Annotated in this window: 24 protein-coding genes; 18 read left to right on the top strand and 6 right to left on the bottom strand. The window is 59.2% G+C overall.

All coding sequences use genetic code 11. The features are described 5' to 3' along the window. Positions 1-36: 36 nt before the first annotated feature. Positions 37-1,005: a polyprenyl synthetase family protein gene (locus ASC74_RS17825; RefSeq protein ID WP_033054288.1), complete on the bottom strand. Its 969-nt coding sequence runs from the start codon at positions 1,003-1,005 to the stop codon at positions 37-39. Positions 1,006-1,245: 240 nt separating this feature from the next. On the opposite strand from ASC74_RS17825, the gene rplU reads away from it, so the two are divergent. The 5 genes from rplU (at position 1,246) to ASC74_RS17800 (ending at position 5,021) form a co-directional block, all read left to right on the top strand. Continuing rightward, a complete protein-coding gene (gene rplU / locus ASC74_RS17820) occupies positions 1,246-1,560 on the top strand; it encodes a 50S ribosomal protein L21 (protein WP_003176051.1) in 315 nt (104 codons plus the stop codon). A gap of 34 nt (positions 1,561-1,594) precedes the next feature. After that, positions 1,595-1,870 carry a 50S ribosomal protein L27 gene (rpmA, locus tag ASC74_RS17815; RefSeq protein WP_046048788.1) on the top strand — a complete coding sequence of 92 codons (276 nt, stop codon included), beginning with the start codon at positions 1,595-1,597 and terminating at the stop codon, positions 1,868-1,870. Between the two features lie 194 nt (positions 1,871-2,064). Further along, positions 2,065-3,288: an Obg family GTPase CgtA gene (gene cgtA / locus ASC74_RS17810; RefSeq protein WP_046048789.1), complete on the top strand. Its 1,224-nt coding sequence runs from the start codon at positions 2,065-2,067 to the stop codon at positions 3,286-3,288. Positions 3,289-3,425: 137 nt separating this feature from the next. Next, the gene (proB, locus tag ASC74_RS17805) at positions 3,426-4,544 is read left to right on the top strand and encodes a glutamate 5-kinase (protein WP_056742830.1); all 1,119 of its coding nucleotides are present in this window, start codon (positions 3,426-3,428) and stop codon (positions 4,542-4,544) included. 12 nt (positions 4,545-4,556) lie between these two features. Next, entirely contained in the window at positions 4,557-5,021 is a 465-nt protein-coding gene (locus ASC74_RS17800; RefSeq protein WP_033054290.1) for a CreA family protein, read from the top strand. 120 nt (positions 5,022-5,141) lie between these two features. Here the strand turns inward: ASC74_RS17800 and rpsT are convergent, their stop codons facing one another. After that, positions 5,142-5,420, bottom strand: coding sequence for a 30S ribosomal protein S20 (gene rpsT / locus ASC74_RS17795; RefSeq protein WP_008154937.1), 279 nt, complete (start codon positions 5,418-5,420; stop codon positions 5,142-5,144). 252 nt (positions 5,421-5,672) lie between these two features. Here rpsT and murJ point away from each other — a divergent pair, with 252 nt between their 5' ends. The 6 genes from murJ to ispH all read left to right on the top strand — a co-directional run bounded on the left by murJ (position 5,673) and on the right by ispH (position 13,188). Next, complete coding sequence (gene murJ, locus ASC74_RS17790; protein WP_056742828.1) at positions 5,673-7,211, top strand: murein biosynthesis integral membrane protein MurJ; 1,539 nt, start codon at positions 5,673-5,675, stop codon at positions 7,209-7,211. Between the two features lie 129 nt (positions 7,212-7,340). Continuing rightward, a complete protein-coding gene (gene ribF / locus ASC74_RS17785; RefSeq protein WP_056742826.1) occupies positions 7,341-8,291 on the top strand; it encodes a bifunctional riboflavin kinase/FAD synthetase in 951 nt (316 codons plus the stop codon). Beyond that, positions 8,292-11,123, top strand: a complete 2,832-nt coding sequence (gene ileS / locus ASC74_RS17780; protein ID WP_056742824.1) for an isoleucine--tRNA ligase — start codon at positions 8,292-8,294, stop codon at positions 11,121-11,123. After that, the gene (gene lspA / locus ASC74_RS17775) at positions 11,116-11,628 is read left to right on the top strand and encodes a signal peptidase II (protein ID WP_033054294.1); all 513 of its coding nucleotides are present in this window, start codon (positions 11,116-11,118) and stop codon (positions 11,626-11,628) included. The genes ileS and lspA overlap by 8 nt, the downstream gene beginning before the upstream one ends. A 7-nt stretch (positions 11,629-11,635) precedes the next feature. Continuing rightward, the gene (gene fkpB / locus ASC74_RS17770) at positions 11,636-12,073 is read left to right on the top strand and encodes an FKBP-type peptidyl-prolyl cis-trans isomerase (protein WP_176471593.1); all 438 of its coding nucleotides are present in this window, start codon (positions 11,636-11,638) and stop codon (positions 12,071-12,073) included. Positions 12,074-12,240: 167 nt separating this feature from the next. Beyond that, entirely contained in the window at positions 12,241-13,188 is a 948-nt protein-coding gene (gene ispH / locus ASC74_RS17765; RefSeq protein WP_033054296.1) for a 4-hydroxy-3-methylbut-2-enyl diphosphate reductase, read from the top strand. Here ispH and ASC74_RS17760 read toward each other — a convergent pair. Then, positions 13,157-13,714, bottom strand: a complete 558-nt coding sequence (locus ASC74_RS17760) for a GspH/FimT family pseudopilin (protein WP_056742822.1) — start codon at positions 13,712-13,714, stop codon at positions 13,157-13,159. The genes ispH and ASC74_RS17760 overlap by 32 nt on opposite strands. Before the next feature lie 131 nt (positions 13,715-13,845). On the opposite strand from ASC74_RS17760, the gene ASC74_RS17755 reads away from it, so the two are divergent. The 7 genes from ASC74_RS17755 to thiO are packed head-to-tail and all read left to right on the top strand — an operon-like array spanning position 13,846 to position 20,583. Then, on the top strand, positions 13,846-14,319 hold the full coding sequence (locus ASC74_RS17755; protein ID WP_056742820.1) for a GspH/FimT family pseudopilin: 474 nt from the start codon (positions 13,846-13,848) through the stop codon (positions 14,317-14,319). Next, complete coding sequence (gene pilV, locus ASC74_RS17750) at positions 14,316-14,765, top strand: type IV pilus modification protein PilV (protein WP_056742818.1); 450 nt, start codon at positions 14,316-14,318, stop codon at positions 14,763-14,765. The genes ASC74_RS17755 and pilV overlap by 4 nt, the downstream gene beginning before the upstream one ends. Then, complete coding sequence (locus tag ASC74_RS17745; RefSeq protein WP_056742816.1) at positions 14,762-15,475, top strand: PilW family protein; 714 nt, start codon at positions 14,762-14,764, stop codon at positions 15,473-15,475. Before pilV ends, ASC74_RS17745 begins: the two co-directional genes overlap by 4 nt. Positions 15,476-15,486: 11 nt before the next feature. Beyond that, positions 15,487-15,966: a pilus assembly PilX family protein gene (locus tag ASC74_RS17740; RefSeq protein ID WP_056742814.1), complete on the top strand. Its 480-nt coding sequence runs from the start codon at positions 15,487-15,489 to the stop codon at positions 15,964-15,966. Then, entirely contained in the window at positions 15,953-19,009 is a 3,057-nt protein-coding gene (locus tag ASC74_RS17735; protein WP_056742811.1) for a pilus assembly protein, read from the top strand. Before ASC74_RS17740 ends, ASC74_RS17735 begins: the two co-directional genes overlap by 14 nt. A 14-nt stretch (positions 19,010-19,023) precedes the next feature. Then, positions 19,024-19,425: a type IV pilin protein gene (locus ASC74_RS17730; protein WP_056742810.1), complete on the top strand. Its 402-nt coding sequence runs from the start codon at positions 19,024-19,026 to the stop codon at positions 19,423-19,425. A 57-nt stretch (positions 19,426-19,482) separates the two neighbouring features. Beyond that, the gene (thiO, locus tag ASC74_RS17725; RefSeq protein WP_056742808.1) at positions 19,483-20,583 is read left to right on the top strand and encodes a glycine oxidase ThiO; all 1,101 of its coding nucleotides are present in this window, start codon (positions 19,483-19,485) and stop codon (positions 20,581-20,583) included. A gap of 3 nt (positions 20,584-20,586) precedes the next feature. Here thiO and ASC74_RS17720 read toward each other — a convergent pair whose 3' ends face one another. Genes ASC74_RS17720 through ASC74_RS17710 form a run of 3 tightly spaced genes read right to left on the bottom strand, consistent with a single transcriptional unit; the run spans position 20,587 to position 23,742 of the window. Further along, positions 20,587-21,927, bottom strand: a complete 1,341-nt coding sequence (locus ASC74_RS17720; RefSeq protein ID WP_056742805.1) for a sigma-54-dependent transcriptional regulator — start codon at positions 21,925-21,927, stop codon at positions 20,587-20,589. Positions 21,928-21,929: 2 nt separating this feature from the next. Next, on the bottom strand, positions 21,930-23,519 hold the full coding sequence (locus ASC74_RS17715; RefSeq protein WP_056742803.1) for a sensor histidine kinase: 1,590 nt from the start codon (positions 23,517-23,519) through the stop codon (positions 21,930-21,932). Further along, positions 23,509-23,742 (bottom strand): PP0621 family protein, encoded by a 234-nt coding sequence (locus ASC74_RS17710; RefSeq protein ID WP_046048805.1) that lies wholly within the window; start codon positions 23,740-23,742, stop codon positions 23,509-23,511. Before ASC74_RS17710 ends, ASC74_RS17715 begins: the two co-directional genes overlap by 11 nt. Positions 23,743-23,793: the final 51 nt, after the last annotated feature.

The raw sequence follows: 23,793 nt of genomic DNA, 5'->3' as shown, positions 1-23,793 counted from the left end.
GCCGCAGGCTGCGATCTTTTGATCTTGCTGTAAAAATCAGTGCGTGCGGGCGACCGCAAATTCGCTCAATTCGACCAGCGCATCGCGGTACTCGCTGGCAGGCAGCGCGTCGAGGCACTTGATCGCGCGGGCCACGTAGTCACGAGCCAGCTGGGCGGTGTAATCCAGCGAACCAGACGCTTCCACGGCTTCGCGGATGCTTTCCAGGTCTTCGATGCCGCCTTTCTGGATCGCCTTGCGCACCAGGGCAGCCTGCTCCGGCGTGCCTTCGCGCATGGTGTAGATCAGAGGCAGGGTCGGCTTGCCTTCGGCAAGATCGTCACCGACGTTCTTGCCCAGGGTTTCGGCGTCACCTTTGTAGTCCAGCAGGTCGTCGACCAATTGGAACGCCACGCCCAGATGATCGCCGAATGTACGCAGGGCTTCTGACTGTTCCGATGTCGCTTCGCAGAGCGCTGCAGCACTGTGGGTCGAGGCCTCAAAGAGCATCGCGGTCTTGCCGCGGATGACTTCCATGTAGGTTTCTTCGGTGGTGCTGGCGTCACGAACCTTGGACAGCTGCAACACTTCGCCTTCGGCGATGATGCGCGTGGCTTGCGAAAGGATTTTCATCACCGGCATGGAGCCCAGTTCGACCATCATTTCGAAGGACCGCGAATACAGGAAGTCGCCCACCAGCACGCTAGGGGCGTTGCCCCACATGGCGTTGGCCGTCGAGCGGCCACGGCGCATGCCGGACATGTCGACCACGTCGTCATGCAGCAGGGTCGCGGTGTGCAGGAACTCGATGGTCGCGGCCAGCAGGCGCAGGTCATCGCCTTCGCGACCCAGAGCCTTGCCACACAGCAACACTAATAGAGGGCGCAGGCGTTTACCGCCAGCCGAGGTAATGTAATCGCCGATTTTCGATACCAGCGGCACTCGGGAAGTCAGCTGCTTCTTGATGATGCCGTCGACGGCGCTAAAATCGTCCGCCACCGCGCGGTAGAAAGCTTGGGGTTGCATCAGCGACAGGTGCTCCAGAAGGGTTGCGCGGCATGCTAGGACCCACGTCGGCGGGTGTCAAGGTACGATGGACGGCCTCTTGCATCGCCCCGGCAGCTTGCGTACAATCGCGCACCCTGAACTTCCTGGGCAGCACCTGCCTTACGCAATTGCAAACAGGCCTTCCAGCCCAATGCAGCCATGCCAGCCAATACCTCTTCTTATAAAGAGCTGGGTGAGCAGGATTATCGGAGAAATACCATGTCGTACGCAGTAATTGTTACTGGTGGCAAGCAATACAAGGTCGCCCCAGGTGAATACCTGAAGATCGAAAAACTGGAAATCGCTACCGGCGAATCCGTTACTTTTGATCGCGTTCTGTTGGTCGCCAATGGCGATGACGTGAACATCGGCGCTCCAGTTGTTGCTGGCGCTACCGTTGTGGCTGAAGTGATCTCCCAAGGTCGTCACGATAAAGTCCGCATCATCAAGTTCCGTCGTCGTAAGCACCACATGAAGCGTATGGGCCACCGCCAGTGGTACACCGAGATCAAAATCACCGGTATTCAGGCTTAATTTCAGCCTAATTCCTCACTAGGAGAATTGACTCATGGCACACAAAAAAGCTGGTGGTAGTACCCGTAACGGTCGCGACTCAGAAGCCAAACGCCTTGGCGTGAAGATGTATGGCGGCCAGGTTATCATTCCGGGCAACATCATCGTGCGTCAGCGCGGCACCCAATTCCACGCCGGTTACGGTGTTGGCATGGGTAAAGATCACACTCTGTTCGCTAAAATCGACGGCGTGATCAAGTTTGAAGTAAAAGGCGCTTTCAACCGCCGTTACGTGAGCATTGTCCCGAAGACTGCAGTCGTCGCGGCATAATTACGTAGTTGCTGGAAAAGCCCTGTCTCGCGACGGGGCTTTTTCGTTTGTGGGGTGAGTCTCTTGCAAAGCTGTTTGTGATGGGCTCCAGCGCTGGATTTGCGGTCGTTGATTGAGGTCGCTGCGCTCATTTTTGCAAGAGTCTTATGTCTTAGTGTTTTTCGGCTCGTCCGTATGACGAGAGGCGTTTTGTTATGAAGTTTGTTGATGAAGTATCGATTCGAGTAAAGGCCGGCGACGGCGGCAACGGTTGCATGAGCTTCCGTCGCGAGAAATTCATTGAAAACGGCGGCCCGAACGGCGGTGACGGTGGTGATGGCGGCTCGGTCTACATGATCGCCGACGAAAACCTCAACACCCTGGTGGACTACCGTTACACCCGGCACTTTGATGCCGAGCGTGGTTCCAACGGCGGCAGCACTGACTGCACCGGTAAGAAAGGTGAAGAGTTGGTCCTGCGTGTTCCGGTCGGCACGACCGTCATCGACTCCGCTACTCAGGAAGTGATTGGAGACCTGACCAAGGCCGGTCAGCGTTTGTTGGTTGCTCACGGCGGCTGGCACGGTCTGGGTAACACCCGATTCAAATCCAGTACCAACCGTGCTCCGCGTCAGACCACTCCGGGCAAGCCGGGTGAGGCGCGTGATCTGAAGCTGGAAATGAAAGTGTTGGCTGACGTCGGTCTGCTGGGCTTGCCGAACGCGGGCAAAAGTACCTTCATTCGTTCGGTGTCGGCCGCCAAGCCGAAAGTCGCCGACTACCCGTTCACCACGCTGGTGCCGAACCTGGGTGTGGTCAGTGTCGATCGCTGGAAAAGCTTCGTGGTCGCGGACATTCCGGGTCTGATCGAAGGTGCTTCCGATGGCGCAGGCCTGGGGATTCGCTTCCTCAAGCACTTGTCGCGTACCCGCTTGCTGCTGCACCTCGTGGACATGGCGCCGCTCGATGACGCCAGCGCGCCGGATGCTGCTGAAGTGATCGTCAGCGAGCTGACCAAGTTCAGCCCGTCCCTGGCTGAGCGTGATCGTTGGTTGGTGCTGAACAAGTGCGACCAGATCCTTGAAGAAGAGCACGATGCTCGCGTCAAGGAAATCGTTGATCGCCTGGAATGGACCGGTCCGGTCTACGTGATCTCGGCTATCTCCAAGCTGGGCACCGAGCGTCTTTGCCACGACATCATGCGTTACATGGAAGACCGTGCTGATCGCCTGGCTAACGACCCGGTTTACAAAGAAGAATTGGCCGAACTCGATCAGCGCATCGAAGACGAAGCCCGTGCTCAGCTGCAGGCCCTGGATGACCAGCGTGCCCTGCGCCGTAGCGGCGTGAAGTCGGTCCACGACATCGGCGACGATGATTGGGACGAAGAAGATGTGGATGACGAAGACGGTCCGGAAATCATTTACGTGCGTGACTGATTCGTTGCGATAAACTTAAACGCCGCTCACTAGAGCGGCGTTTTAGTATCTGGAAATCGATCGTTGGTCAGTAATAGCCACGATTAACGTCACGGGCAGTGCCAGGTCGCGCTGTCCTCAAGCTAAGGTTGAAGATGATGCGGAGCAAGGTGACAGGTGCGCAGCGTTGGGTCGTGAAGATCGGCAGCGCTTTGCTGACGGCGGACGGCAAGGGCCTCGATCGCGCGGCAATGGGTGTTTGGGTCGAGCAGATGGTGGCTTTGCATGAGGCTGGCGTCGAGTTGGTGCTGGTGTCCTCCGGGGCGGTGGCGGCCGGCATGAGCCGTTTGGGCTGGACCGTACGACCCAGTGCGATGCACGAGTTGCAGGCCGCTGCCGCCATCGGTCAGATGGGGCTGGTGCAGGCCTGGGAGTCGAGCTTTGCCGAGCATGGCCGGCATACCGCGCAGATTCTCCTGACTCACGACGACTTGTCCGACCGCAAGCGCTACCTGAATGCCCGCAGCACCTTGCGCGCGTTGGTTGAGCTGAAAGTTATTCCGGTGATCAACGAAAACGACACCGTAGTCACTGATGAAATACGTTTCGGCGACAACGACACGCTCGCGGCGCTGGTGGCCAACCTGGTCGAGGCTGATCTGTTGGTGATCCTCACGGATCGCGATGGCATGTTCGACGCCGATCCGCGTAATAACCCTAACGCCAACCTGATTTACGAAGCGCGCGCCGATGATCCGGCGCTGGATGCGGTGGCGGGCGGTACGGGTGGTGCGCTGGGTCGTGGCGGCATGCAGACCAAATTGCGTGCTGCGCGGCTGGCGGCTCGTTCCGGTGCGCATACCATCATCGTTGGTGGGCGTATTGACCGTGTGCTGGATCGCCTCAAGGCGGGCGAGCGCATCGGCACCTTGCTGTCGCCTGAGCGCGGCCTGTTGGCGGCGCGCAAGCAATGGCTGGCGGGGCACCTGCAAACCCGCGGCACGCTTGTGCTGGATGCCGGTGCGGTGACTGCGCTGTCCAAAGGCAACAAAAGTTTGCTACCTGTGGGTGTCAAGCTGGTCCAGGGCAGCTTCCGTCGTGGCGAGATGGTGGTTTGCGTGGCGCCGGACGGTCGTGAAGTCGCCCGAGGCCTGGCCAACTACAGCGCGCTGGAGGCACAAAAAATCATCGGTCAGTCGTCTGAGGCGATTGTCGGTCTGTTGGGTTACATGGCAGAGCCGGAACTGGTTCACCGCGATAACCTGATCCTGGTCTGAAGGAATACCTGAATGCGCGTGGCAAAAGGATTGTTGGGTCTGCTGTTGGCGATGCCGCTGCTGGCCTCGGCCGAGGAGATTGGTCAGGTGTCGACGGTGTTCAAGTTTGTCGGTCCGAATGACCGCATCGTCGTCGAAGCGTTTGATGATCCAAAGGTTGAGGGCGTGACCTGCTACCTGTCGCGGGCCAAGACGGGTGGCGTGAAGGGTGGTTTGGGGTTGGCTGAAGATCGCGCGGAAGCGTCTATCGCTTGTCGTCAGGTCGGGCCGATCAGCTTCAAGGGCGAGTTGAAGGATGGTGACGAGGTGTTCAAGGAGCGCACGTCACTGGTGTTCAAGACCATGCAGGTGGTGCGATTCCTCGACAAGAAGCGCAATACGCTGGTGTACCTGGTCTATAGCGATCGTGTGATCGAAGGCAGTCCGCAGAATGCGGTCACCGCCATCCCTATCCTGCCGTGGGCGCAGGCACAGTAATCCAAAGAAGATCAAAAGTATGGGAAGGGGCTGCCCCTTCCCATTTTTTTGCGCTGGATTTGCTAAATCGCAGGCAATAAAAAACCGACCCTAGGGTCGGTTTTTTAACAAGCTTATCGCTTATGCGGCAACAGCAAGGTTCAGAGCCTTGACGTGACCGTTCAGGCGGCTCTTATGACGAGCAGCCTTGTTCTTGTGGATGATGCCTTTATCGGCCATACGGTCGATAACTGGCACGGCCAGAACGTAAGCAGCTTGAGCTTTTTCAGCGTCTTTTGCGTCGATGGCCTTAACTACATTCTTGATGTAGGTACGAACCATGGAACGCAGGCTGGCGTTGTGGCTGCGACGCTTCTCAGCCTGTTTTGCACGTTTTTTGGCGGAAGGTGTGTTGGCCACCGTCGAGCTCCTCGAAAGACTTTTTAGGAAATAGCAAACAAAATAGGCCGCGAATCATGCCGATGAGTTGATGTCTTGTCAAGGGCGGTTGAGACGTTCCGCTAAGTGGTAGGTATAAAGAGGCGGGATATTTATTTCCGGCGCTTGACCTGTAAACTCGCGAGCTTTGGCTCTGTGCTGCTGCGGCGCGGAGTATCGCATAAGTAGGCGCTTTGTTCGCCTGCTGTTTATCGACAGGCACAAACTCTTTCAATGAATCTGCTCAAATCGTTGGCCGCCGTCAGCTCTATCACGATGCTTTCCCGGATTCTGGGGTTCGTTCGTGACACTCTCATTGCGCGCACATTTGGCGCCGGGATGGCGACTGACGCCTTCTTTATCGCCTTCAAATTGCCCAATCTGCTGCGGCGGATCTTCGCCGAAGGGGCTTTTTCCCAGGCATTCGTGCCGATTCTTGCTGAATATAAAAGCCAGAAGGGCGAGGAGGCGACGCGAACCTTCATTGCCTACGTCTCGGGCCTGCTGACGCTGGTGCTGGCGTTGGTCACCGCGTTGGGCATGATCGCTGCGCCGTGGGTCATCTGGGTGACCGCGCCGGGCTTCACCGACACGCCGGAAAAATTCGAGCTGACGGCCAGTCTGTTGCGGGTGACCTTTCCTTACATATTGCTGATCTCCCTGTCTTCGTTGGCCGGGGCGATCCTCAACACGTATAACCGCTTCTCGGTGCCGGCCTTCGTGCCGACCCTGCTCAACGTCAGCATGATTATCTTTTCGGTGTTCCTGACGCCGTACTTCGATCCGCCGGTCATGGCGCTGGGCTGGGCAGTACTGGCGGGTGGTCTGGCGCAATTGCTCTATCAGCTGCCGCACCTGAAAAAGATCGGCCTGCTGGTGTTGCCACGACTGAACCTGCGTGAGAGCGGCGTCTGGCGGGTCATGAAGCAAATGTTGCCGGCGATTCTCGGTGTGTCCGTGAGCCAGATTTCGCTGATCATCAATACTATTTTCGCCTCGTTCCTGGTCGCTGGTTCCGTGTCCTGGATGTACTACGCCGACCGTTTGATGGAATTACCGTCCGGTGTGCTGGGCGTGGCGCTGGGCACGATTCTTCTGCCGACCCTGGCCAAGACCTACGCCAGCAAGGATCGCCAGGAATACTCGCGGATCCTCGATTGGGGGCTGCGCCTGTGTTTCATGCTGGTGTTGCCGTGCTCCCTGGCGCTGGGGATTCTCGCCGAGCCGCTGACGGTTTCTTTGTTCCAGTACGGCCAGTTCAGCGCGTTTGACGCCTCCATGACCCAGCGGGCGCTGATCGCTTATTCGGTCGGTTTACTCGGGATTATCGTAATCAAAGTGCTGGCGCCGGGCTTTTATGCGCAACAAAACATCCGCACACCGGTAAAAATCGCGATTTTCACCCTGATCGTTACCCAATTGTTCAACCTGGTGTTGATCGGCCCACTGGCCCACGCCGGTCTGGCGCTGGCCATCAGCATCGGTGCGTGCATTAACGCCAGCCTGCTGTTCTATCAGCTACGCAAGCAGCAGATGTATGAGCCGCAACCGGGTTGGGCGAAGTTCGGTTTCAAGCTAGTGATTGCAGTATTGGTGATGTCGGCTGTGTTACTGGTCGGAATGCATTTCATGCCAGCCTGGGATCAGGGGCATATGCTGGAGCGGTTCTTGCGTCTGGGCGCATTGGTCGTTGCCGGTGTGGTGGCTTATTTCGGCATGTTGCTGTTGATGGGCTTCCGTTTGCGCGACTTCAATCGCAAAACGCTGAGCTGAGGTCACGACCTCGATAAACACGGGCGAATCGACGGTTTTGTCGGCTCGATCACTTTGGGTTACGGTGTTGCCTGTCGTCGGCCGCCGGGTGTGGTTATAATCGACCACTTTATGAGCAAGAAGCGCGTTATGCAGCTGGTTCGAGGCCTCCACAACTTGCGCCCCCAGCATCGGGGCTGTGTCGCCACTATTGGCAACTTTGACGGTGTTCACCGTGGCCACCAGGCTATCCTGGCGAGGCTCCGTGAGCGCGCGCTCGAGTTGGGCGTGCCCAGCTGCGTGGTGATTTTTGAGCCGCAGCCGCGAGAGTTCTTCGCGCCGGACACGGCGCCGGCCCGTCTGGCCCGGCTGCGGGATAAACTGCAGCTGCTGGCCGAGGAAGGTGTCGACCGGGTCCTGTGCCTGGCCTTCAACCAGCGCTTGAGCAAGCTCAGCGCCAGCGAATTCGTCGACACCATTCTGGTGGACGGCCTCGGTGTGCAACATCTAGAGGTCGGTGACGACTTCCGTTTCGGCTGCGACCGGGTAGGGGATTTCGATTTCCTGCAACAGGCTGGCGTCCTTCAGGGTTTTACCGTCGAAGCGGCGCAAACCGTCGAGCTGGACGGTATTCGTGTCAGCAGCACCCAGGTCCGTAATGCCCTGGCTGCTGCTGATTTTGCCTTGGCCGAGCGACTGCTCGGGCGTCCGTTCCGGATTGCCGGGCGGGTCCTGCATGGCCAGAAGCTGGCGCGCCAGTTGGGTACGCCCACGGCCAACATACAACTCAAGCGTCGTCGCGTGCCGCTGACCGGGGTTTACCTGGTCAACGTCGACATCGACGGCAAGACCTGGCCAGGCGTCGCCAATATCGGCGTGCGGCCAACCGTTCAAGGTGATGGCAAAGCCCACCTCGAAGTGCATCTTTTAGATTTTGCCGGCGATCTGTATGACCGGCGTTTGACGGTGGTTTTCCACCACAAGCTGCGTGAAGAGCAGCGTTTCGCCTCTCTGGAGGCGCTTAAGACGGCGATCAATGCGGATGTTGCCGCCGCCCGTGCCCTGTCGCACCTAGCGCCAATCGCTAATGAAGAGCCTTAAATGACCGACTATAAAGCCACGCTAAACCTTCCGGACACCGCCTTCCCAATGAAGGCCGGCCTGCCTCAGCGCGAACCGCAGATTCTGCAGCGCTGGGACAGCATTGGCCTGTACGGTAAGTTGCGCGAGATTGGCAAGGATCGTCCGAAGTTCGTACTTCACGACGGTCCTCCGTACGCCAACGGCACGATTCACATCGGTCATGCGCTGAACAAGATTCTCAAGGACATGATCATCCGCTCGAAAACCCTGTCGGGTTTCGACGCGCCTTATGTTCCGGGCTGGGACTGCCACGGTCTGCCGATCGAGCACAAAGTCGAAGTGACCCACGGTAAAAACCTGGGCGCGGACAAAACCCGCGAACTGTGCCGTGCCTACGCCACCGAGCAGATCGAAGGCCAGAAGTCCGAATTCATCCGTCTGGGCGTGTTGGGCGACTTTGCCAACCCGTACAAGACCATGGATTTCAAAAACGAGGCCGGTGAAATCCGTGCCTTGGCAGAAATCGTCAAGGGCGGTTTCGTGTTCAAGGGCCTGAAGCCTGTGAACTGGTGCTTCGACTGCGGTTCGGCCCTGGCTGAAGCAGAAGTCGAGTACGAGAACAAAAAGTCCTCGACCATCGACGTGGCCTTCCCGATTGCCGACGAAGCCAAGCTGGCTGCCGCTTTCGGTCTGCCGTCGCTGGGCAAACCTGCCTCGATCGTGATCTGGACCACCACCCCGTGGACCATCCCGGCCAACCAGGCGTTGAACGTTCACCCGGAATTCAACTACGCCCTGGTCGATGTCGGCGACAAACTGCTGGTACTGGCTGAAGAGCTGGTCGAGTCGTGCCTGGCCCGTTACAGCCTGGAAGGCTCGGTCATTGCGACCACCACCGGTAAAGAGCTGGAACTGATCAACTTCCGTCACCCGTTCTACGACCGTCTGTCGCCGGTTTACCTGGCCGAGTACGTTGAACTGGGCGCTGGCACCGGCGTGGTTCACTCCTCGCCAGCCTATGGCGTGGACGACTTCGTGACCTGCAAGAAGTACGGCATGGTCAACGACGACATCCTCAACCCGGTACAGAGCAACGGCGTTTACGCAACGTCGCTGGAGTTCTTTGGCGGCCAGTTCATCTGGAAAGCCAACCCGGCCATCGTCGACAAGTTGACCGAAGTGGGTGCGCTGCTGCACACCAGCATCATCGAACACAGCTACATGCACTGCTGGCGTCACAAGACCCCGCTGATCTACCGCGCCACCGCGCAATGGTTCATCGGCATGGACAAAGAACCTGTGACCGGCGAAACCCTGCGCAAGCGGGCGATCAAAGCCATCGAAGAGACCAAGTTCGTTCCGGCCTGGGGCCAGGCGCGCCTGCACTCGATGATCGCCAACCGCCCGGACTGGTGCATCTCCCGTCAGCGCAACTGGGGCGTGCCGATCCCGTTCTTCCTGAACAAGGAAAGCGGCGAGCTGCACCCACGTACCGCCGAGCTGATGGAAGAAGTCGCCAAGCGCGTCGAAGTCGAAGGCATCGAAGCCTGGTTCAAGATGGACGCGGCCGAGCTGCTCGGTGACGAAGCGCCGCAATACGACAAGATCAGCGACACCCTGGACGTCTGGTTCGATTCGGGCACCACGCACTGGCACGTTCTGCGCGGTTCGCACCCGATGGGCCACGAAACCGGCCCACGTGCCGACCTGTACCTGGAAGGTTCGGACCAACACCGTGGCTGGTTCCACTCGTCGTTGCTGACCGGTTGCGCCATCGACAACCACGCGCCATACCGCGAACTGCTGACTCACGGCTTCACTGTCGATGAGTCCGGCCGCAAGATGTCCAAGTCCCTGGGCAACGTGATCGCGCCGCAAAAGGTCAACGACACCCTGGGCGCCGACATCATGCGTCTGTGGGTCGCTTCCACCGATTACTCGGGTGAAATGGCGGTTTCCGAGCAGATCCTGCAACGCAGTGCGGACGCCTACCGGCGGATCCGTAACACCGCGCGCTTCCTGCTCTCCAACCTGACCGGCTTCAACCCGGCCACCGACATCCTGCCGGCCGAAGAAATGCTGGCGCTGGACCGTTGGGCCGTGGACCGCACCCTGCTGCTGCAACGCGAGCTGCAAGAGCACTACAGCGAATACCGCTTCTGGAACGTCTACTCCAAGATCCACAACTTCTGCGTGCAGGAGTTGGGCGGTTTCTACCTCGACATCATCAAGGACCGTCAGTACACCACTGGCGCCAACAGCAAGGCCCGCCGTTCGGCGCAAACCGCGCTGTACCACATCTCCGAAGCGCTGGTGCGCTGGATCGCGCCGATCCTGGCATTCACCGCTGACGAACTGTGGGAATACCTGCCGGGCGAGCGTAACGAATCGGTAATGCTCAACACCTGGTACGAAGGCCTGACCGAGCTGCCGGAAAACGTCGAGCTGGACCGCGCCTACTGGGAGCGGATCATGGCGGTGAAGGTCGCAGTCAACAAGGAAATGGAAATCCAGCGCGCGGCCAAGGCCGTCGGTGGCAACCTGCAAGCCGAAGTGACGCTGTTCGCCGAAGAGGCGCTGAGCGCCGACCTGGCCAAGCTGAGCAACGAATTGCGCTTCGTCCTGATCACCTCGACCGCTACTGTTGCACCGTTCGTTCAGGCGCCGGCCGATGCCGTGGTCACCGAAGTCAGCGGTTTGAAACTGCAGGTGGTCAAGTCGAGCCACGCCAAGTGCGCCCGTTGCTGGCACTGCCGTGAAGACGTCGGCGTGAACCCGGAGCATCCGGAAATCTGCGGTCGTTGCGTCGATAACATCAGCGGCGCTGGCGAGGTTCGTCACTATGCCTAATGCGGCTGGCCGTTTCGGACGGCTGAGCTGGCTCTGGTTGAGTTTGCTGGTCCTGGTCATCGACCAGGCCAGCAAGTTCTACTTCGAAGGCAAGCTCGAGATGTACCAGCAAATCGTGGTGATCCCCGATTTGTTCAGCTGGACCCTGGCCTACAACACGGGCGCGGCGTTCAGCTTCCTGGCCGACAGCTCCGGCTGGCAGCGCTGGTTGTTTGCCCTGATCGCGGTCGTGGTCAGTGCGGTGCTGGTAGTGTGGCTCAAGCGTCTGGGGCGCAACGAAACCTGGCTGGCCGTCGCTTTGGCGCTGGTGCTGGGCGGCGCGCTGGGTAATCTGTATGACCGCATTGCCCTGGGCCATGTGATCGATTTCATTCTGGTGCATTGGCAGAACCGCTGGTATTTCCCGGCGTTCAACTTTGCCGACAGTGCAATCACTGTCGGTGCCGTAATGCTTGCGCTGGACATGTTCAAAAGTAAGAAGACCGGAGAAGCCGTTCATGACTGAACAGGTATTGGCTGAGCAACGCATCCGCCAGAACACGGAAGTCACTTTGCACTTTGCACTGCGCCTGGAGAACGGCGACACCGTCGACAGCACCTTCGACAAAGCCCCGGCGACCTTCAAGGTCGGTGACGGCAACCTGTTGCCAGGGTTCGAAGCTGCGCTGTTCGGCTTCAAGGCTGGCGACAAGCGTACGCTGACGATTCAGCCGGAAAACGCTTTTGGCCAACCCAACCCGCAGAACGTACAGATCATCCCGCGCTCGCAGTTCAAGGACATGGAACTGTCGCCTGGCTTGCTGGTGATCTTCAACGATGCGGCCAATACTGAGTTGCCCGGTGTGGTGAAGGTATTCGATGACGAACAAGTGACCATCGACTTCAACCACCCGCTGGCCGGCAAGACATTGACCTTTGACGTCGAGATCATCAACGTCAAATCGCTGTAACTGACCGAACACGGTCAAAATGTGGGAGTGAGCCTGCTCGCGAAAGCGGTGTGTCAGTCAACATTGATGTTGAATGTGATGACGCTTTCGCGAGCAGGCTCACTCCCACAGTAAGAAGTTTTTTTACTGTTTTCGCTATTTCTTGCGCGCAAGACACGAGGCACAGCATGCAAATCAAACTCGCCAACCCCCGTGGCTTCTGCGCCGGTGTGGACCGGGCGATCGAAATCGTCAACCGCGCCCTGGAAGTCTTCGGGCCGCCGATCTACGTGCGCCACGAAGTGGTCCACAACAAATTCGTCGTCGAAGACCTGCGTGCTCGCGGGGCGATTTTCGTCGAAGAACTGGATCAGGTGCCGGACGACGTCATCGTGATCTTCAGTGCCCACGGTGTTTCCCAGGCCGTGCGCACCGAAGCTGCCGGTCGTGGCCTGAAGGTGTTCGACGCCACTTGCCCGCTGGTGACCAAGGTACACATCGAAGTGGCACGCTACAGCCGCGACGGCCGTGAATGCATCCTCATCGGCCACGCCGGTCACCCGGAAGTCGAAGGCACCATGGGCCAGTACGATGGCAGCAATGGTGGCGCGATCTATCTGGTCGAAGACGAGAAAGACGTCGCCGCCTTGCAGGTGAACAACCCTGAAAAACTGGCGTTCGTGACCCAGACCACCCTGTCCATGGACGATACCAGCCGCGTTATCGACGCACTGCGTACACGCTTCCCGGCGATCGGTGGCCCGCGCAAGGACGACATCTGCTACGCCACGCAAAACCGTCAGGATGCGGTCAAGCAACTGGCCGACGAGTGCGACGTGGTACTGGTGGTCGGCAGCCCGAACAGCTCTAACTCCAATCGCTTGCGTGAACTGGCCGAGCGCATGGCCACCCCGGCCTACCTGATCGACGGCGCCGAAGACCTGCAAAAGAGCTGGTTCGACGGTGTCGAGCGAATCGGCATCACCGCTGGCGCCTCCGCACCGGAAGTGCTGGTGCGTGGCGTGATCCAGCAGTTGCAGGCGTGGGGCGCTACCGGCGCCGATGAACTGGCCGGTCGCGAGGAGAACATTACCTTCTCCATGCCTAAAGAGTTGCGCGTCCGCTCCCTGCTTTAACGCTTTTGCCCCCTGGGCACAGCGCCTGCTCAGCCTTATGGCTGCGCAGGCTGACGCGGCCGGTCGCGGCCAGCACCACCTGGAGCTGAGTGACCGGTTCGCGGGCTGCGCAGATGTGCAATGTCCCCGCTTGAAAGGCCCGGCCGGGCATCTGTGGCTCGCCAATACTGTTGAAGCGTATGTATCGCCTGACCGGCCAATTGCCGACAATCGGCACCCGAGTGCCACTCGCGCGCTCAACCAACAGCGGATTGCTGTTGTCCTCCGCGCCTTTGCCACTGATATCCAAAATGATCCGCCAGCCCTGACTCCAGTCGCCGTTGATACCGTGAATCACGACGCTCTGGTTGCGTGTGATGGCAACGGTTCTGGCGTTGCGTATACCGCTGATAAGCGACTCTGCCATCTGCTCGCGATGGTTCGATTCAGTCAGTGCAGCAAACGCCGGACTGACCAACAGTAGAACAATCCCGACAATTGTCAGTCCCATGAGCAGTTCGATCAGGCTGAAACCTCGCTGATGCATGTCATCTCCCTCCCTGGAGTGCTGCGGCCCGCGCGATCCCTGCGCGAGTAATGGCAAAACAACCGTACATCCGCCGGTCGAATGTTCTAGCGTGTAGAAGCAGGTATAGCCGACGGCGACGGAGGGCACAGATGGATCATCGTACAAAAGGTTTCACGCTGATCGAGTTGCTGATCGCGCTCGCGGTGTTTCTGATCCTGATCACGCTGGCCGTACCGGCGTTTACCCGTTCGGTGCAAAGCACCAAGGCCGACACCGAAATCGGCGATCTGCAACGCGGACTCAATTTCGCCCGACTGGAGGCCATCGACCGTGGCGTCACCACCCGGCTACGCCCGACGGCCGGCGGCAGCGTCTGGACCGGAGAATTAACGGTGTTTGACGGGACTGGCAATCCGGCCAATGTATTGCGGGTTGTTCCAGCGATGAGCAGCGGCGCGACTCTGACGCTAACCTCAGGAGTGACCGCCATCGATTTCAACAACCTTGGCGGGTTGTCGGCACCGTCCACGGCGGTAGTGATCAGCTATGTACTGGGGGCACAAAGCAGGACGCTGAATGTGTGTTTGAACGGACGAATTCTATTGGGTGGAAGCTGCGGATGAGGGGATGGAGCAAGCGTGCACAGGAGGGCATGACGCTGATCGAAGTCTTGGTTGCGTTGTTGATTCTGACGGTGGGGCTGTTGGGGGCTGCGGCGATTCAGCTCAATGCGCTGAAGTACACTGACAGCGCGCGGATGACCAGCCAGGCGAGTTTTATCGCCTACGACATGATGGACCGCATTCGCGCCAACTCCGGTGCCGACTACACCGTCACGCCTCCGACCTCAGGCAACCTGAGCGTCGCGCGGGATCAGGACCTCTACGACTTCACCACCAACATTGTCAATTTCGGCGGCGCCACCGCCACCGGAAGCGTGACGCTCAATCAGCGGGTGTACACCATCACCATTACCTGGGATGACTCGCGGGCTGCGAATATCGCCAATTCGCGGCGCAGTTTCGTCCTGACCAGTCGTGCCACCATCGACCCGGTGCCGACGCCATGAACCGGTCCAATAGAGGTTTCGGTCTGATCGAGTTACTGATCGCCCTGGCATTGAGTTTGGTCGTGGTCCTGGGCGTGGCGCAGATTTTCATCGCGGCCAAGAACACCTATGTCAGCCAGAACACCGCTGCCGCCATGCAGGAAGATGCGCGGTTCGTGCTGAGCAAGATGATTCAGGAAATCCGCATGGTCGGCATGTTCGGATGTCTGGGGGCAGTCACCGATTCAAGCTCGGCAGGTGACTTCAATGCCAGCCAGACAACGCCGATCAGTTGGGACAACGCCAACCTCAAACTGACCCTGGTGACAGCGGATGTCGGCGGCAGTGGTGGGGTACCGACCTGGACGGTGGTTTCCGATTGTCGGAACAATGCAACAGCCTACACGGGCGCCCGAGTTCCGGGGTCGGGAGAGCTGGCGTTTCCGATCCGGCGCTTGATCTACAGCTTCAGCAACAATCAACTGCTGATGGGTGTCGGCACCGGCACGCCGGCTCAGGCGGTACTGGTGAACAACGTCAGTGCCTTCAACGTGAGCTTCGGCCTCGCCAGTTCCGCCACTGATGTGGCTGCCTCCAGTTACAGCAGCAATCCCACTGATCCGGCGCGCATCCGTAGTGTTCGCCTGACGTTGACCCTCACCGACCCGAACAACCGGGTAGGCAATCAAACCTTCAACGTGGTTGCCGCGCTGCGCAACCGCCTGCCATGAGGGGAGGGCCGATGAGTATTACTCCCGTGACCCCTCACGCCCAGCGGGGCATGGCGCTGCTGGTCAGCCTGGTGTTTCTTCTGTTGCTGACATTGATCGGTCTTTCATCGATGCAAAACGCCACCCTGCAGGAAAAAATGGCCGCCAGCGTGACCTTGCGCAATCAGTCGTTCCAGGGCGCCGAATCGGCGTTGCGCGTGGGTGAAAGCGCGGTGCAACTGGAGACCTTTTCGTTGCCGGTCTGCAGCGGCACCACCCAATGCGCGCCACCGGCCGAGTCGTCGACAATCACCGGCGCCGGTTTCAATTCCACCTCGGGAGTAACCTGGATCGCCTCCGGCAGCGGTTTTTACGGGGTGCAGAACATCGGCACCACCCTGACCGCCGTGAATGTGCCGAGCAACACCTCGACAACGCTGTACCGGGTGACCGCAGTCGGCATCGCGGGCAACTCGCGCAGTGTGGTGGAGAGTATCTATGCGAAGTACTGAACGGCACGCCGGGTTGTGGCGCCTGGTATGCGGCGTGTTGTTGGGTTTATATCTCTCAGCGCCCGCGTATGCCTTCACACCGTCGGATTCACCGCTATTGAGCGCTGCAGCCGTCGCACCGAACGTGATGTTGTTGATCGACGATTCGGGCAGCATGAACAACATCATCTACGCGGCAGGATTCGATCCGGCAGTGAACCGAACCCCGGCCCGGCAATGCAATGCGCTGCTGGGGCTGTGTCTGGGTTTCTCTTACATCACCGGTGACACGGTCTTCCTCTCCAGCTTGCCGACGTCCGGATGCTCCAACGGTTACTACGCGTTTTACAACAACAGCCTCGCGCCCCAGTGCCTCAAACTGCCCGATCCGGTAGGCAACGAAAATACCCGATATTCTGCGGACTACATTTCGTACCTGGTGGGGCTGGCCAACGGTAGCAACCGCGATTTCACCACGGGTTCCATCCCCAACGATTACCGGATGAACGTTGCGCGCAAGGTGTCCACCGATCTGGTGACCACCAACCGCGGGCTGCGTATTGGCCTGGCGACGTTCAACCCTGTCAACAGCAACAACTCCGGCAATGGTGGCTACATCGCCCGTTCCATTAGCGATCTGGCGGACCAGGCCAACTACAGTGCCCTGATTACCTCGATCAACGGCTTGAGTGCGGTCGCCAACACGCCCCTGGCGGAAACCTATTACGAAGTGACCCGGTACATGCGCGGCATGGCGCCGTTCTACAACTCGACGCCCGCCACCTACACCAGTCCGATCCAGTACCGCTGCCAGAAAAACTATGGCGTGGTGATTACCGACGGCTTGCCCACCTTTGACCGGACCTTCCCGACCACCGATCCCCTGGGCGGTACCCGACTGCCCAATTGGGACGGTATAAACAACGATGGCCCCGGCGGCGACGATGAGGGCGATACCCTTTACCTGGATGACATTGCCAAGTTCGCCTTCGACATCGACATGCGCACGACCGGCACCGATTCTGCGAGCAAAAGCTGGGATGCAGCGGATTTTCCAAAGCAGAACATGAACACCTACACCGTCGGTTTCGCCACTGCGAACCAGATGTTGTCGGACGCGGCGACTTACGGGCAGGGCAAGTATTACCAGGCGACCGACAGTGCAGGACTCAACAGTGCACTCTCGTCCGCCCTGAGCGATATCACCTCAAAGGCCGGCTCCGGTGGCAGTGGCGTCACCAGCGGGACCACTCTGGCCAGCGGTTCGAGTTACTTTCAGACCAGTTACGATCCCAAGGATTGGCGCGGCACGATCAAGTCCTACGGATTTACCTCCAGTGGTGCGGTCAACACCGCCTCGGTGTTGTGGACAACCGATACCGCCATCGTGCCCGGTGCCACGGCGCCGACCTATCAATCCTGGAACACCCTGACCAATGCGGCTGTGACGCTGGCCTACGCCAGTTTTTCCCCTGCCCAGCAAACATCCCTCAACCAGAGTTTGCCCACCGGCATCACTGGCAGCGATCTGGTGGAGTGGAGCAAGGGCACCAATAAGGCCGGCCTGAAAGTGCGCAGTGTGCTGCTTGGCGACATCATCAATTCGCCGTTAGCCCTGGCGTCGCCCACGGATAAAACCGCGTCCGATCTGTCAGGCGACACCACTTACAGCACCTATCTGGCAACCAAGGCGGCAAGTATGAACGCCAGCCTCGTGGTGAACGCCAACGACGGCTTTGTAAACGTCATCAACACGGCCAACGGCACACGGCGTTACGCTTTTATGCCGTCCAGTGTGTTGCCGTCACTGCACTACATCGCCGACTCCACTTACATAAACGGGGTGAGCCACAAGTTTCTAGTGGACGGCCAGGTGGGCGTGTTCGATGCCCAGCTCAACAGTGCCTGGAAAACCCTTGCGTTGGGCGGGACAGGGGCGGGAGGGCGGACCTTCTATGCGCTTCAACTGTTCGACGCATCGGCCGGTAACGTAACGAAGGCGTTGTGGGAGATCAGCGCACCGGCCACAGCAAACACGGCGAACATTTTCAATGATCTGGGTTATGCCTACGCACGACCGGAAGTGGCACGCTTGGCCGACGGTCGATGGGCGGCATTCATTTCCAACGGTTATGGCAGCAACTCCGGGGTGGCAGCGTTGTACGTGGTCGACATTCGCGACGGCACGCTGATCAAGAAAATAGTGGTCGACGGTGCGGAGACGACCAACGGCCTGTCGTCGGTAAAACTTCGGGTCAACTCGCAGAATGTGGTTCAGGCCGCTTATGGCGGCGATTTGAAGGGGAGGCTGTGGAAGTTTGATTTGAGTGCCACCGCCCCTGAATCGTGGGACCTGGCGTTTTCCCGCAATCCGCTGTTTACCACCGCAGGTGGCATCACCCAGCCGATTACCGCGCAACCATTGCTGGCGGACAATTCGTTGGGGGGGAAGGAAGTGTTTTTCGGTACCGGTAAATTCAATGAGACTGCCGACAAGACCAACAAAGACCTTCAGGCTTTCTATGCCGTGTGGGATGCGGAGGGTGGCTCCGGACAAATCACAACGTCCAGTTTGCAGGCACAGTCGGTGACTGGCGTGTTCTCGGGTAGCAGTGGGCAATTCATCACCACCAGCCAGAACGATGTGACCTATCCGGCGAAAAAAGGCTGGTACCTGCCGCTGGTGTACAACAACGTGCTAACCGGTGAGCGGGTGATCAATCAGGCCAGTCTGGTGGCCGGCCGGATCGTGTTCACCACGGCCAGCGTGGACACCACCGATCCTTGCGCCAGTTTCGGTACCGGCAAACTGGTCGAGCTGGATGCATTCAGCGGTAAGATGCTCAATTACGCGGTGCTCGACACCAATGGTGACGGGCTTGTCGACATCAAGGATTCGATTTCCAGCGGGGTGATTTTTACCGGTGGTATTCCGACGTTGAACGCGATCGTCAACAATGCATCCCGCAAGATTGTGAACGACTCCAGCGGTGGCATCAGCTCCCTGGTGGAAAAGCCCGGCAGCGGCGGCAGCCGTCGCATCATGTGGCGACAAATACAGTAAGTGAGAGTTGAGGCATGCGCAGATCCAACCGAGGTTTTACCCTGATCGAAATCATGATCGTGATAGCGATCATCGGGATCGTTATCACCATTGGCTACCCGAGCCTCACCGAGTACGTAAAAAAAGGCCGTCGAACGGAGGTGGCCGGGCTGCTCTCCGAGCAGGCACAGATCCTCGAGCGTTTCTATTCGAAGAACAATGTCTACACCGGCGTTGCAGGCCTGAGTCCTGGCAATGACTTTTACACCATTACCCAGACCCTGACCGATCAGACCTTCCTGCTGACGGCAGTTCGCAAGGCTGGCAAAGCCATGGAGACTGACAAGTGCGGTGATTTCACCATCACCAACACCGGCGTCAGAAGCATGGTCAACGCCACGGCCGGGTTGGTTGCCAAGGATTGCTGGGGGCGCTGAGTTCCTTTTGCGGGCGCCTTTTTGCGCCCTCTGTCTATTTAACGGTTGGATCAGAACATGACCAGGCAACAGCAAGTGGTGATTGTCGGCGGCGGCGTGATTGGCCTGCTGACAGCGTTCAATCTCGCGTCCGAAGTGCAAAGTGTTGTGCTGCTGGATCGTTCGAACGTCGGTCAGGAGTCGTCCTGGGCGGGTGGCGGTATCGTTTCGCCGCTTTACCCGTGGCGCTACAGCCCGGCGGTCACCGCGTTGGCGCATTGGTCCCAGGATTTTTATCCACAGCTGGGTGAGCGACTGTTTGCCGCTACCGGTGTCGATCCCGAGGTGCATACCACCGGGTTGTACTGGCTGGATCTGGATGATGAGGCCGAGGCGCTGGCATGGGCCGAGCGGGAAAACCGTCCGTTGCGGGCTGTGGATATCTCGGCGGCTCACGACGCGGTGCCTGTGTTGGGGAGCGGTTTTTCCCGGGCGATCTACATGGCCGATGTGGCCAATGTGCGTAATCCGCGGCTGGTGAAGTCCCTCAAGGCTGCGTTGCTGGCGCTGCCGAACGTGACGATTCATGAGCAGTGTGAAGTCAGCGGGTTTATCCGTGAAGGCGCTACGGTGGTCGGGGTGCAGACCTCGGCGGGAGCGATTCATGGCGATCAGGTGGTTCTGACCGCGGGTGCCTGGAGCGGTGATTTACTCAAGAGCCTGGACCTGGACCTGCCGGTCGAGCCGGTGAAAGGGCAGATGATCCTCTACAAATGCGCAGCGGATTTCCTGCCGAGCATGGTTCTGGCCAAGGGACGTTATGCGATTCCCCGGCGCGACGGGCACATTCTGATCGGCAGTACGCTGGAGCATGAAGGCTTCGACAAGACACCGACCGAATCTGCCCTGGAGAGCCTGAAGGCGTCGGCGGTGGAGTTGATTCCTGCACTGGTGGATGCCGAAGTCGTGGGGCACTGGGCCGGGTTGCGACCGGGCTCACCGGAAGGTATTCCCTACATCGGTCGCGTGCCAGGGTTCGAAGGGCTTTGGCTCAATTGCGGGCATTACCGTAACGGCCTGGTACTGGCGCCAGCGTCGTGTCAGTTGTTTGCGGATGTGATGCTGGGGCGTGAGCCGATCATTGATCCGGCACCGTATGCACCGGCTGGACGGATCTGAGACTCAATCGAGTCCCAGTTTCTTGAGCCTGTAGCGCATCGACCGGAATGAAAGATTCAACCGCTGAGCCGCTGCCGTGCGGTTCCAGCGGGTTTCTTCCAGGGCCTGGAGGATAAGGTTGCGTTCGACGTTTTCCAGGTAGTCTTCCAGGTTGTCGATCTGCGTCAGGTCCGGCACACCGCCTTCGGGATTGCAGTTGCCTTCGGCCAGTCGCAGGTCGCTGGCTTCAATTTGTTTGTTTTCACACAACGTGTGCGCCCGTTCGAGCACGTTCTCCAGTTCCCGCACATTGCCGGGGAAGCGATAGCTTTTCAGCGCGTCGAGGGCTTGGGGGTGGAGTTTTGCGGCGGGTTGGCCAGTGCTGGTGGCCAGGCGTTTGAGCACATGGCTGGCGAGGGATTCGATGTCGTCACGGCGTTCGCGCAAGGGCGGCACCCGTAGTTCGATCACGTTCAAGCGGTAGTACAAATCCTGGCGAAAGCGTTCGGCGGCGACTTCGGCATCGAGGTCTTTGTGGGTGGCGCAAAGGATACGCACATCGACCACGGTTTCCTGCTGTTCCCCGACACCGCGAACGGCTTTTTCCTGTATCGCCCGTAGCAGTTTGACCTGCATCGCCAGCGGCAAATCCGCCACTTCGTCGAGGAACAGGGTGCCGCCATGGGCCGCCTGGAACAGTCCGGGCTTGTCTTCGATGGCACCGCTGAAGCTGCCTTTGCGATGCCCGAAAAACTCGCTCTCCATCAATTCCGACGGAATCGCTCCGCAATTGACCGGGATAAACGGTTGGCTGGCGCGGGGGCCTTGCTCATGGATCAGTCGCGCGACCAATTCCTTGCCACTGCCGGATTCGCCGCTGATGTACACCGGCGCCTGGCTGCGGGCCAGTTTATCGATGTGTTTGCGCAAGGCGCGCATGGGCGGTGAATCACCCAGCAGCCGGCGATCGATGGCGATGCCGGTGCCGCCCGGCGCAGGCAACCGAAGCGCGCTGCTGACCAGTTCCCGCAGGCGAGTGAGGTCCACCGGTTTGGTCAGGAAGTCGAAGGCGCCGGCCTTGAGGGCGTTGATCGCCGTTTCCAGGCTGCCATAAGCGGTGATCATTGCCACCGGTACGTGTGAGTGGCGTTGCTGGATGTGTTGCACCAGCTCAAGGCCGGTGCCGTCCGGCAAGCGCATGTCGGTGAGGCACAAGTCGAACGTCTCTCGCGAGAGCAGGGCCTGGGCTTCGCCGAGGTTGCGGGCACTGAAGGTGTCGAGTTTCATCCGGCCCAGGGTGATTTCCAGGAGTTCGCGGATATCCGGTTCGTCGTCGACGATCAGGACTTTTTGCCGTGGGCTCATGTTCAACTTTGTTTCCGTCCGTGAGCAAAAGTGATGCGAAAGCAGCCGCCGCCTTGGCGTGGTTTGAAGTCTAGGCGGGCCTGGTTGCTTTCGCACAGCTCACGGGACAGATAAAGCCCCAGTCCGGTGCCTTGGGGGCTGTTGGTGAAGAACGGTTCGAACAAGTGCACGTGATGCTCCGGTGCCACGCCGGGACCGTTGTCGAGGATCTCGAGGATCGGCAGCTGGCTGTCCGGGTCGACGAACAACTCGAGCCAGGCCTGTGCCAGGTCGTGATTCAAGGTGCTATGGCGCCAGGCGTTGCGCAACAGATTGTCGAGAATCTGGGTCAGCTGGTCTGGGTCCATCAGGGTTTTGAAGTCCCCTGAGCCGATGCGCAGATGAATCTGCTGATGTTCGGTCGCCCCCTCGCGGGTTTCGTTGACGAACTGTTCCAGCCACGGCTTCAGATCAAGCCGTTGCGCTACGGTTTGCTGGCGGCGGGACAGTTGCAGGACGTTTTCGATTACCCGATTCATTCGCTGAGAGTGGTCTTGAATAATCTGTGTCAGACGTCGATCCGCGCGGTTCAGTTCCTCTGATTCCTGCAATAGCTGCGCGGCATGACTAACGGCGCCCAGTGGATTGCGGATTTCATGGGCGATACCGGCGGTCAGGCGACCGAGGGCGGCGAGCTTCAATTGCTGGGCTTGTTGAGCGATTTGCGCGAGGTCTTCGAGAAAGACCAGGGTCTGGTGGTGAGGGCTTTGGTCCAGGGCAATGAAGCTCGGTTGCAGCTCCAGACCACTACTGGCGACTTTCAGGCTCTGGGGGCGCAGCGTCGGATTGTTGAGCCACAGTTGCAGGCGTTCGACCAGGCTGGGTAAGTAGTCGTCGATCAGTTGGCCTGCAAGATTTTCCCTGCCTAACAGGTTCAAGGCGCTGTGGTTGGCCAGTTGAACCCGCCGCTTGTCGTCGAGTACCAGGATGCCGGTACGCATGCGTTGCAGGATCAGTGCGTTGAGGGCTTCGAGGCCGACGACTTCGCTTGCCCGTTGTTCGGCGAGGGTTTCGCTGACCTCCAGGCGTCGGCTCAGCCCTTGCACCAGCAATGCCGCAGCAAAACACAAGGCGCCGAGCGTGCCGACTTGCAGGTAATCGTTGGGGGTGGCGGGATGGCTGAAACTCAGGAGGAAGCTCAGCCCGACGATGCCGAGCGCGCCAACCGCGGCAATCAGCAGGCCGATGCGCCCTAGCAACAAGGTGTTACTGATGGCCACCGATACGATCAGCAAGTTGCCGATGGCGCTGGCCACACCGCCGGCGGCGTAGAACAGACCGCACAGCAGCAGGACGTCGGTCAGCGCCAGGCTGAACAGTTGCGCCGGGCGCCGGGTGTTCCCGAGGAATACCACCAGCAGGATATTCAGCACCAGGTAAAACCAGCTGCCACTGCGCAGCAGGTCGTCATTACTGAACGTCAGCAACTGGTTGTCCATGTTGCTGGAGATCAACAGCACCAGGGTGATGCCGATGCTCAAACGGTAAAGGTGATAGAGGCGCAGCAGTCGCTGGGCCTGTTTGCTGCCGGGACTGGAGGTCTCAGCGATCACTGGAGCCCGGGCCTTGCTCAAGATGAGCCTGGCTGCAATACCACTGTTGTTGAAGGTTCAGCGCGCGGTCGCGTGGCAGGTGAACGCCGCAATGGGCGCAGCGGACCATCGGGGCCGCTTCCAGTTCGGCAGAGGACTTGGGAACAGAAGCCTGGCCCTTGAACTTGCGCCAGAACCATACCGCAGCGGCAATCAGGGCGATCCAGAACAGTAAACGAAGCATGATGAGCTGCTATTCGACGAGTGATGAGCCAGTTTAGCCAAGGACATGACC

Source organism: Pseudomonas sp. Root329 (genome assembly GCF_001424925.1).
In the GTDB taxonomy this organism is placed as follows: Bacteria; Pseudomonadota; Gammaproteobacteria; order Pseudomonadales; family Pseudomonadaceae; genus Aquipseudomonas; species Aquipseudomonas arabinosi.
This window is presented reverse-complemented; position numbering and strand designations above follow the sequence as displayed.

Bases quoted from the DNA above. Each gene is read 5' to 3' on its own strand.
- ASC74_RS17825 (WP_033054288.1), bottom strand. From the start codon at position 1,005: ATGCAACCCCAAGCTTTCTACCGCGCGGTGGCGGACGATTTTAGCGCC.
- rplU (WP_003176051.1), top strand. From the start codon at position 1,246: ATGTCGTACGCAGTAATTGTTACTGGTGGCAAGCAATACAAGGTCGCC.
- rpmA (WP_046048788.1), top strand. From the start codon at position 1,595: ATGGCACACAAAAAAGCTGGTGGTAGTACCCGTAACGGTCGCGACTCA.
- cgtA (WP_046048789.1), top strand. From the start codon at position 2,065: ATGAAGTTTGTTGATGAAGTATCGATTCGAGTAAAGGCCGGCGACGGC.
- proB (WP_056742830.1), top strand. From the start codon at position 3,426: ATGCGGAGCAAGGTGACAGGTGCGCAGCGTTGGGTCGTGAAGATCGGC.
- ASC74_RS17800 (WP_033054290.1), top strand. From the start codon at position 4,557: ATGCGCGTGGCAAAAGGATTGTTGGGTCTGCTGTTGGCGATGCCGCTG.
- murJ (WP_056742828.1), top strand. From the start codon at position 5,673: ATGAATCTGCTCAAATCGTTGGCCGCCGTCAGCTCTATCACGATGCTT.
- ribF (WP_056742826.1), top strand. From the start codon at position 7,341: ATGCAGCTGGTTCGAGGCCTCCACAACTTGCGCCCCCAGCATCGGGGC.
- ileS (WP_056742824.1), top strand. From the start codon at position 8,292: ATGACCGACTATAAAGCCACGCTAAACCTTCCGGACACCGCCTTCCCA.
- lspA (WP_033054294.1), top strand. From the start codon at position 11,116: ATGCCTAATGCGGCTGGCCGTTTCGGACGGCTGAGCTGGCTCTGGTTG.
- ispH (WP_033054296.1), top strand. From the start codon at position 12,241: ATGCAAATCAAACTCGCCAACCCCCGTGGCTTCTGCGCCGGTGTGGAC.
- ASC74_RS17760 (WP_056742822.1), bottom strand. From the start codon at position 13,714: ATGCATCAGCGAGGTTTCAGCCTGATCGAACTGCTCATGGGACTGACA.
- ASC74_RS17755 (WP_056742820.1), top strand. From the start codon at position 13,846: ATGGATCATCGTACAAAAGGTTTCACGCTGATCGAGTTGCTGATCGCG.
- pilV (WP_056742818.1), top strand. From the start codon at position 14,316: ATGAGGGGATGGAGCAAGCGTGCACAGGAGGGCATGACGCTGATCGAA.
- ASC74_RS17745 (WP_056742816.1), top strand. From the start codon at position 14,762: ATGAACCGGTCCAATAGAGGTTTCGGTCTGATCGAGTTACTGATCGCC.
- ASC74_RS17740 (WP_056742814.1), top strand. From the start codon at position 15,487: ATGAGTATTACTCCCGTGACCCCTCACGCCCAGCGGGGCATGGCGCTG.
- ASC74_RS17735 (WP_056742811.1), top strand. From the start codon at position 15,953: ATGCGAAGTACTGAACGGCACGCCGGGTTGTGGCGCCTGGTATGCGGC.
- ASC74_RS17730 (WP_056742810.1), top strand. From the start codon at position 19,024: ATGCGCAGATCCAACCGAGGTTTTACCCTGATCGAAATCATGATCGTG.
- thiO (WP_056742808.1), top strand. From the start codon at position 19,483: ATGACCAGGCAACAGCAAGTGGTGATTGTCGGCGGCGGCGTGATTGGC.
- ASC74_RS17720 (WP_056742805.1), bottom strand. From the start codon at position 21,927: ATGAGCCCACGGCAAAAAGTCCTGATCGTCGACGACGAACCGGATATC.
- ASC74_RS17710 (WP_046048805.1), bottom strand. From the start codon at position 23,742: ATGCTTCGTTTACTGTTCTGGATCGCCCTGATTGCCGCTGCGGTATGG.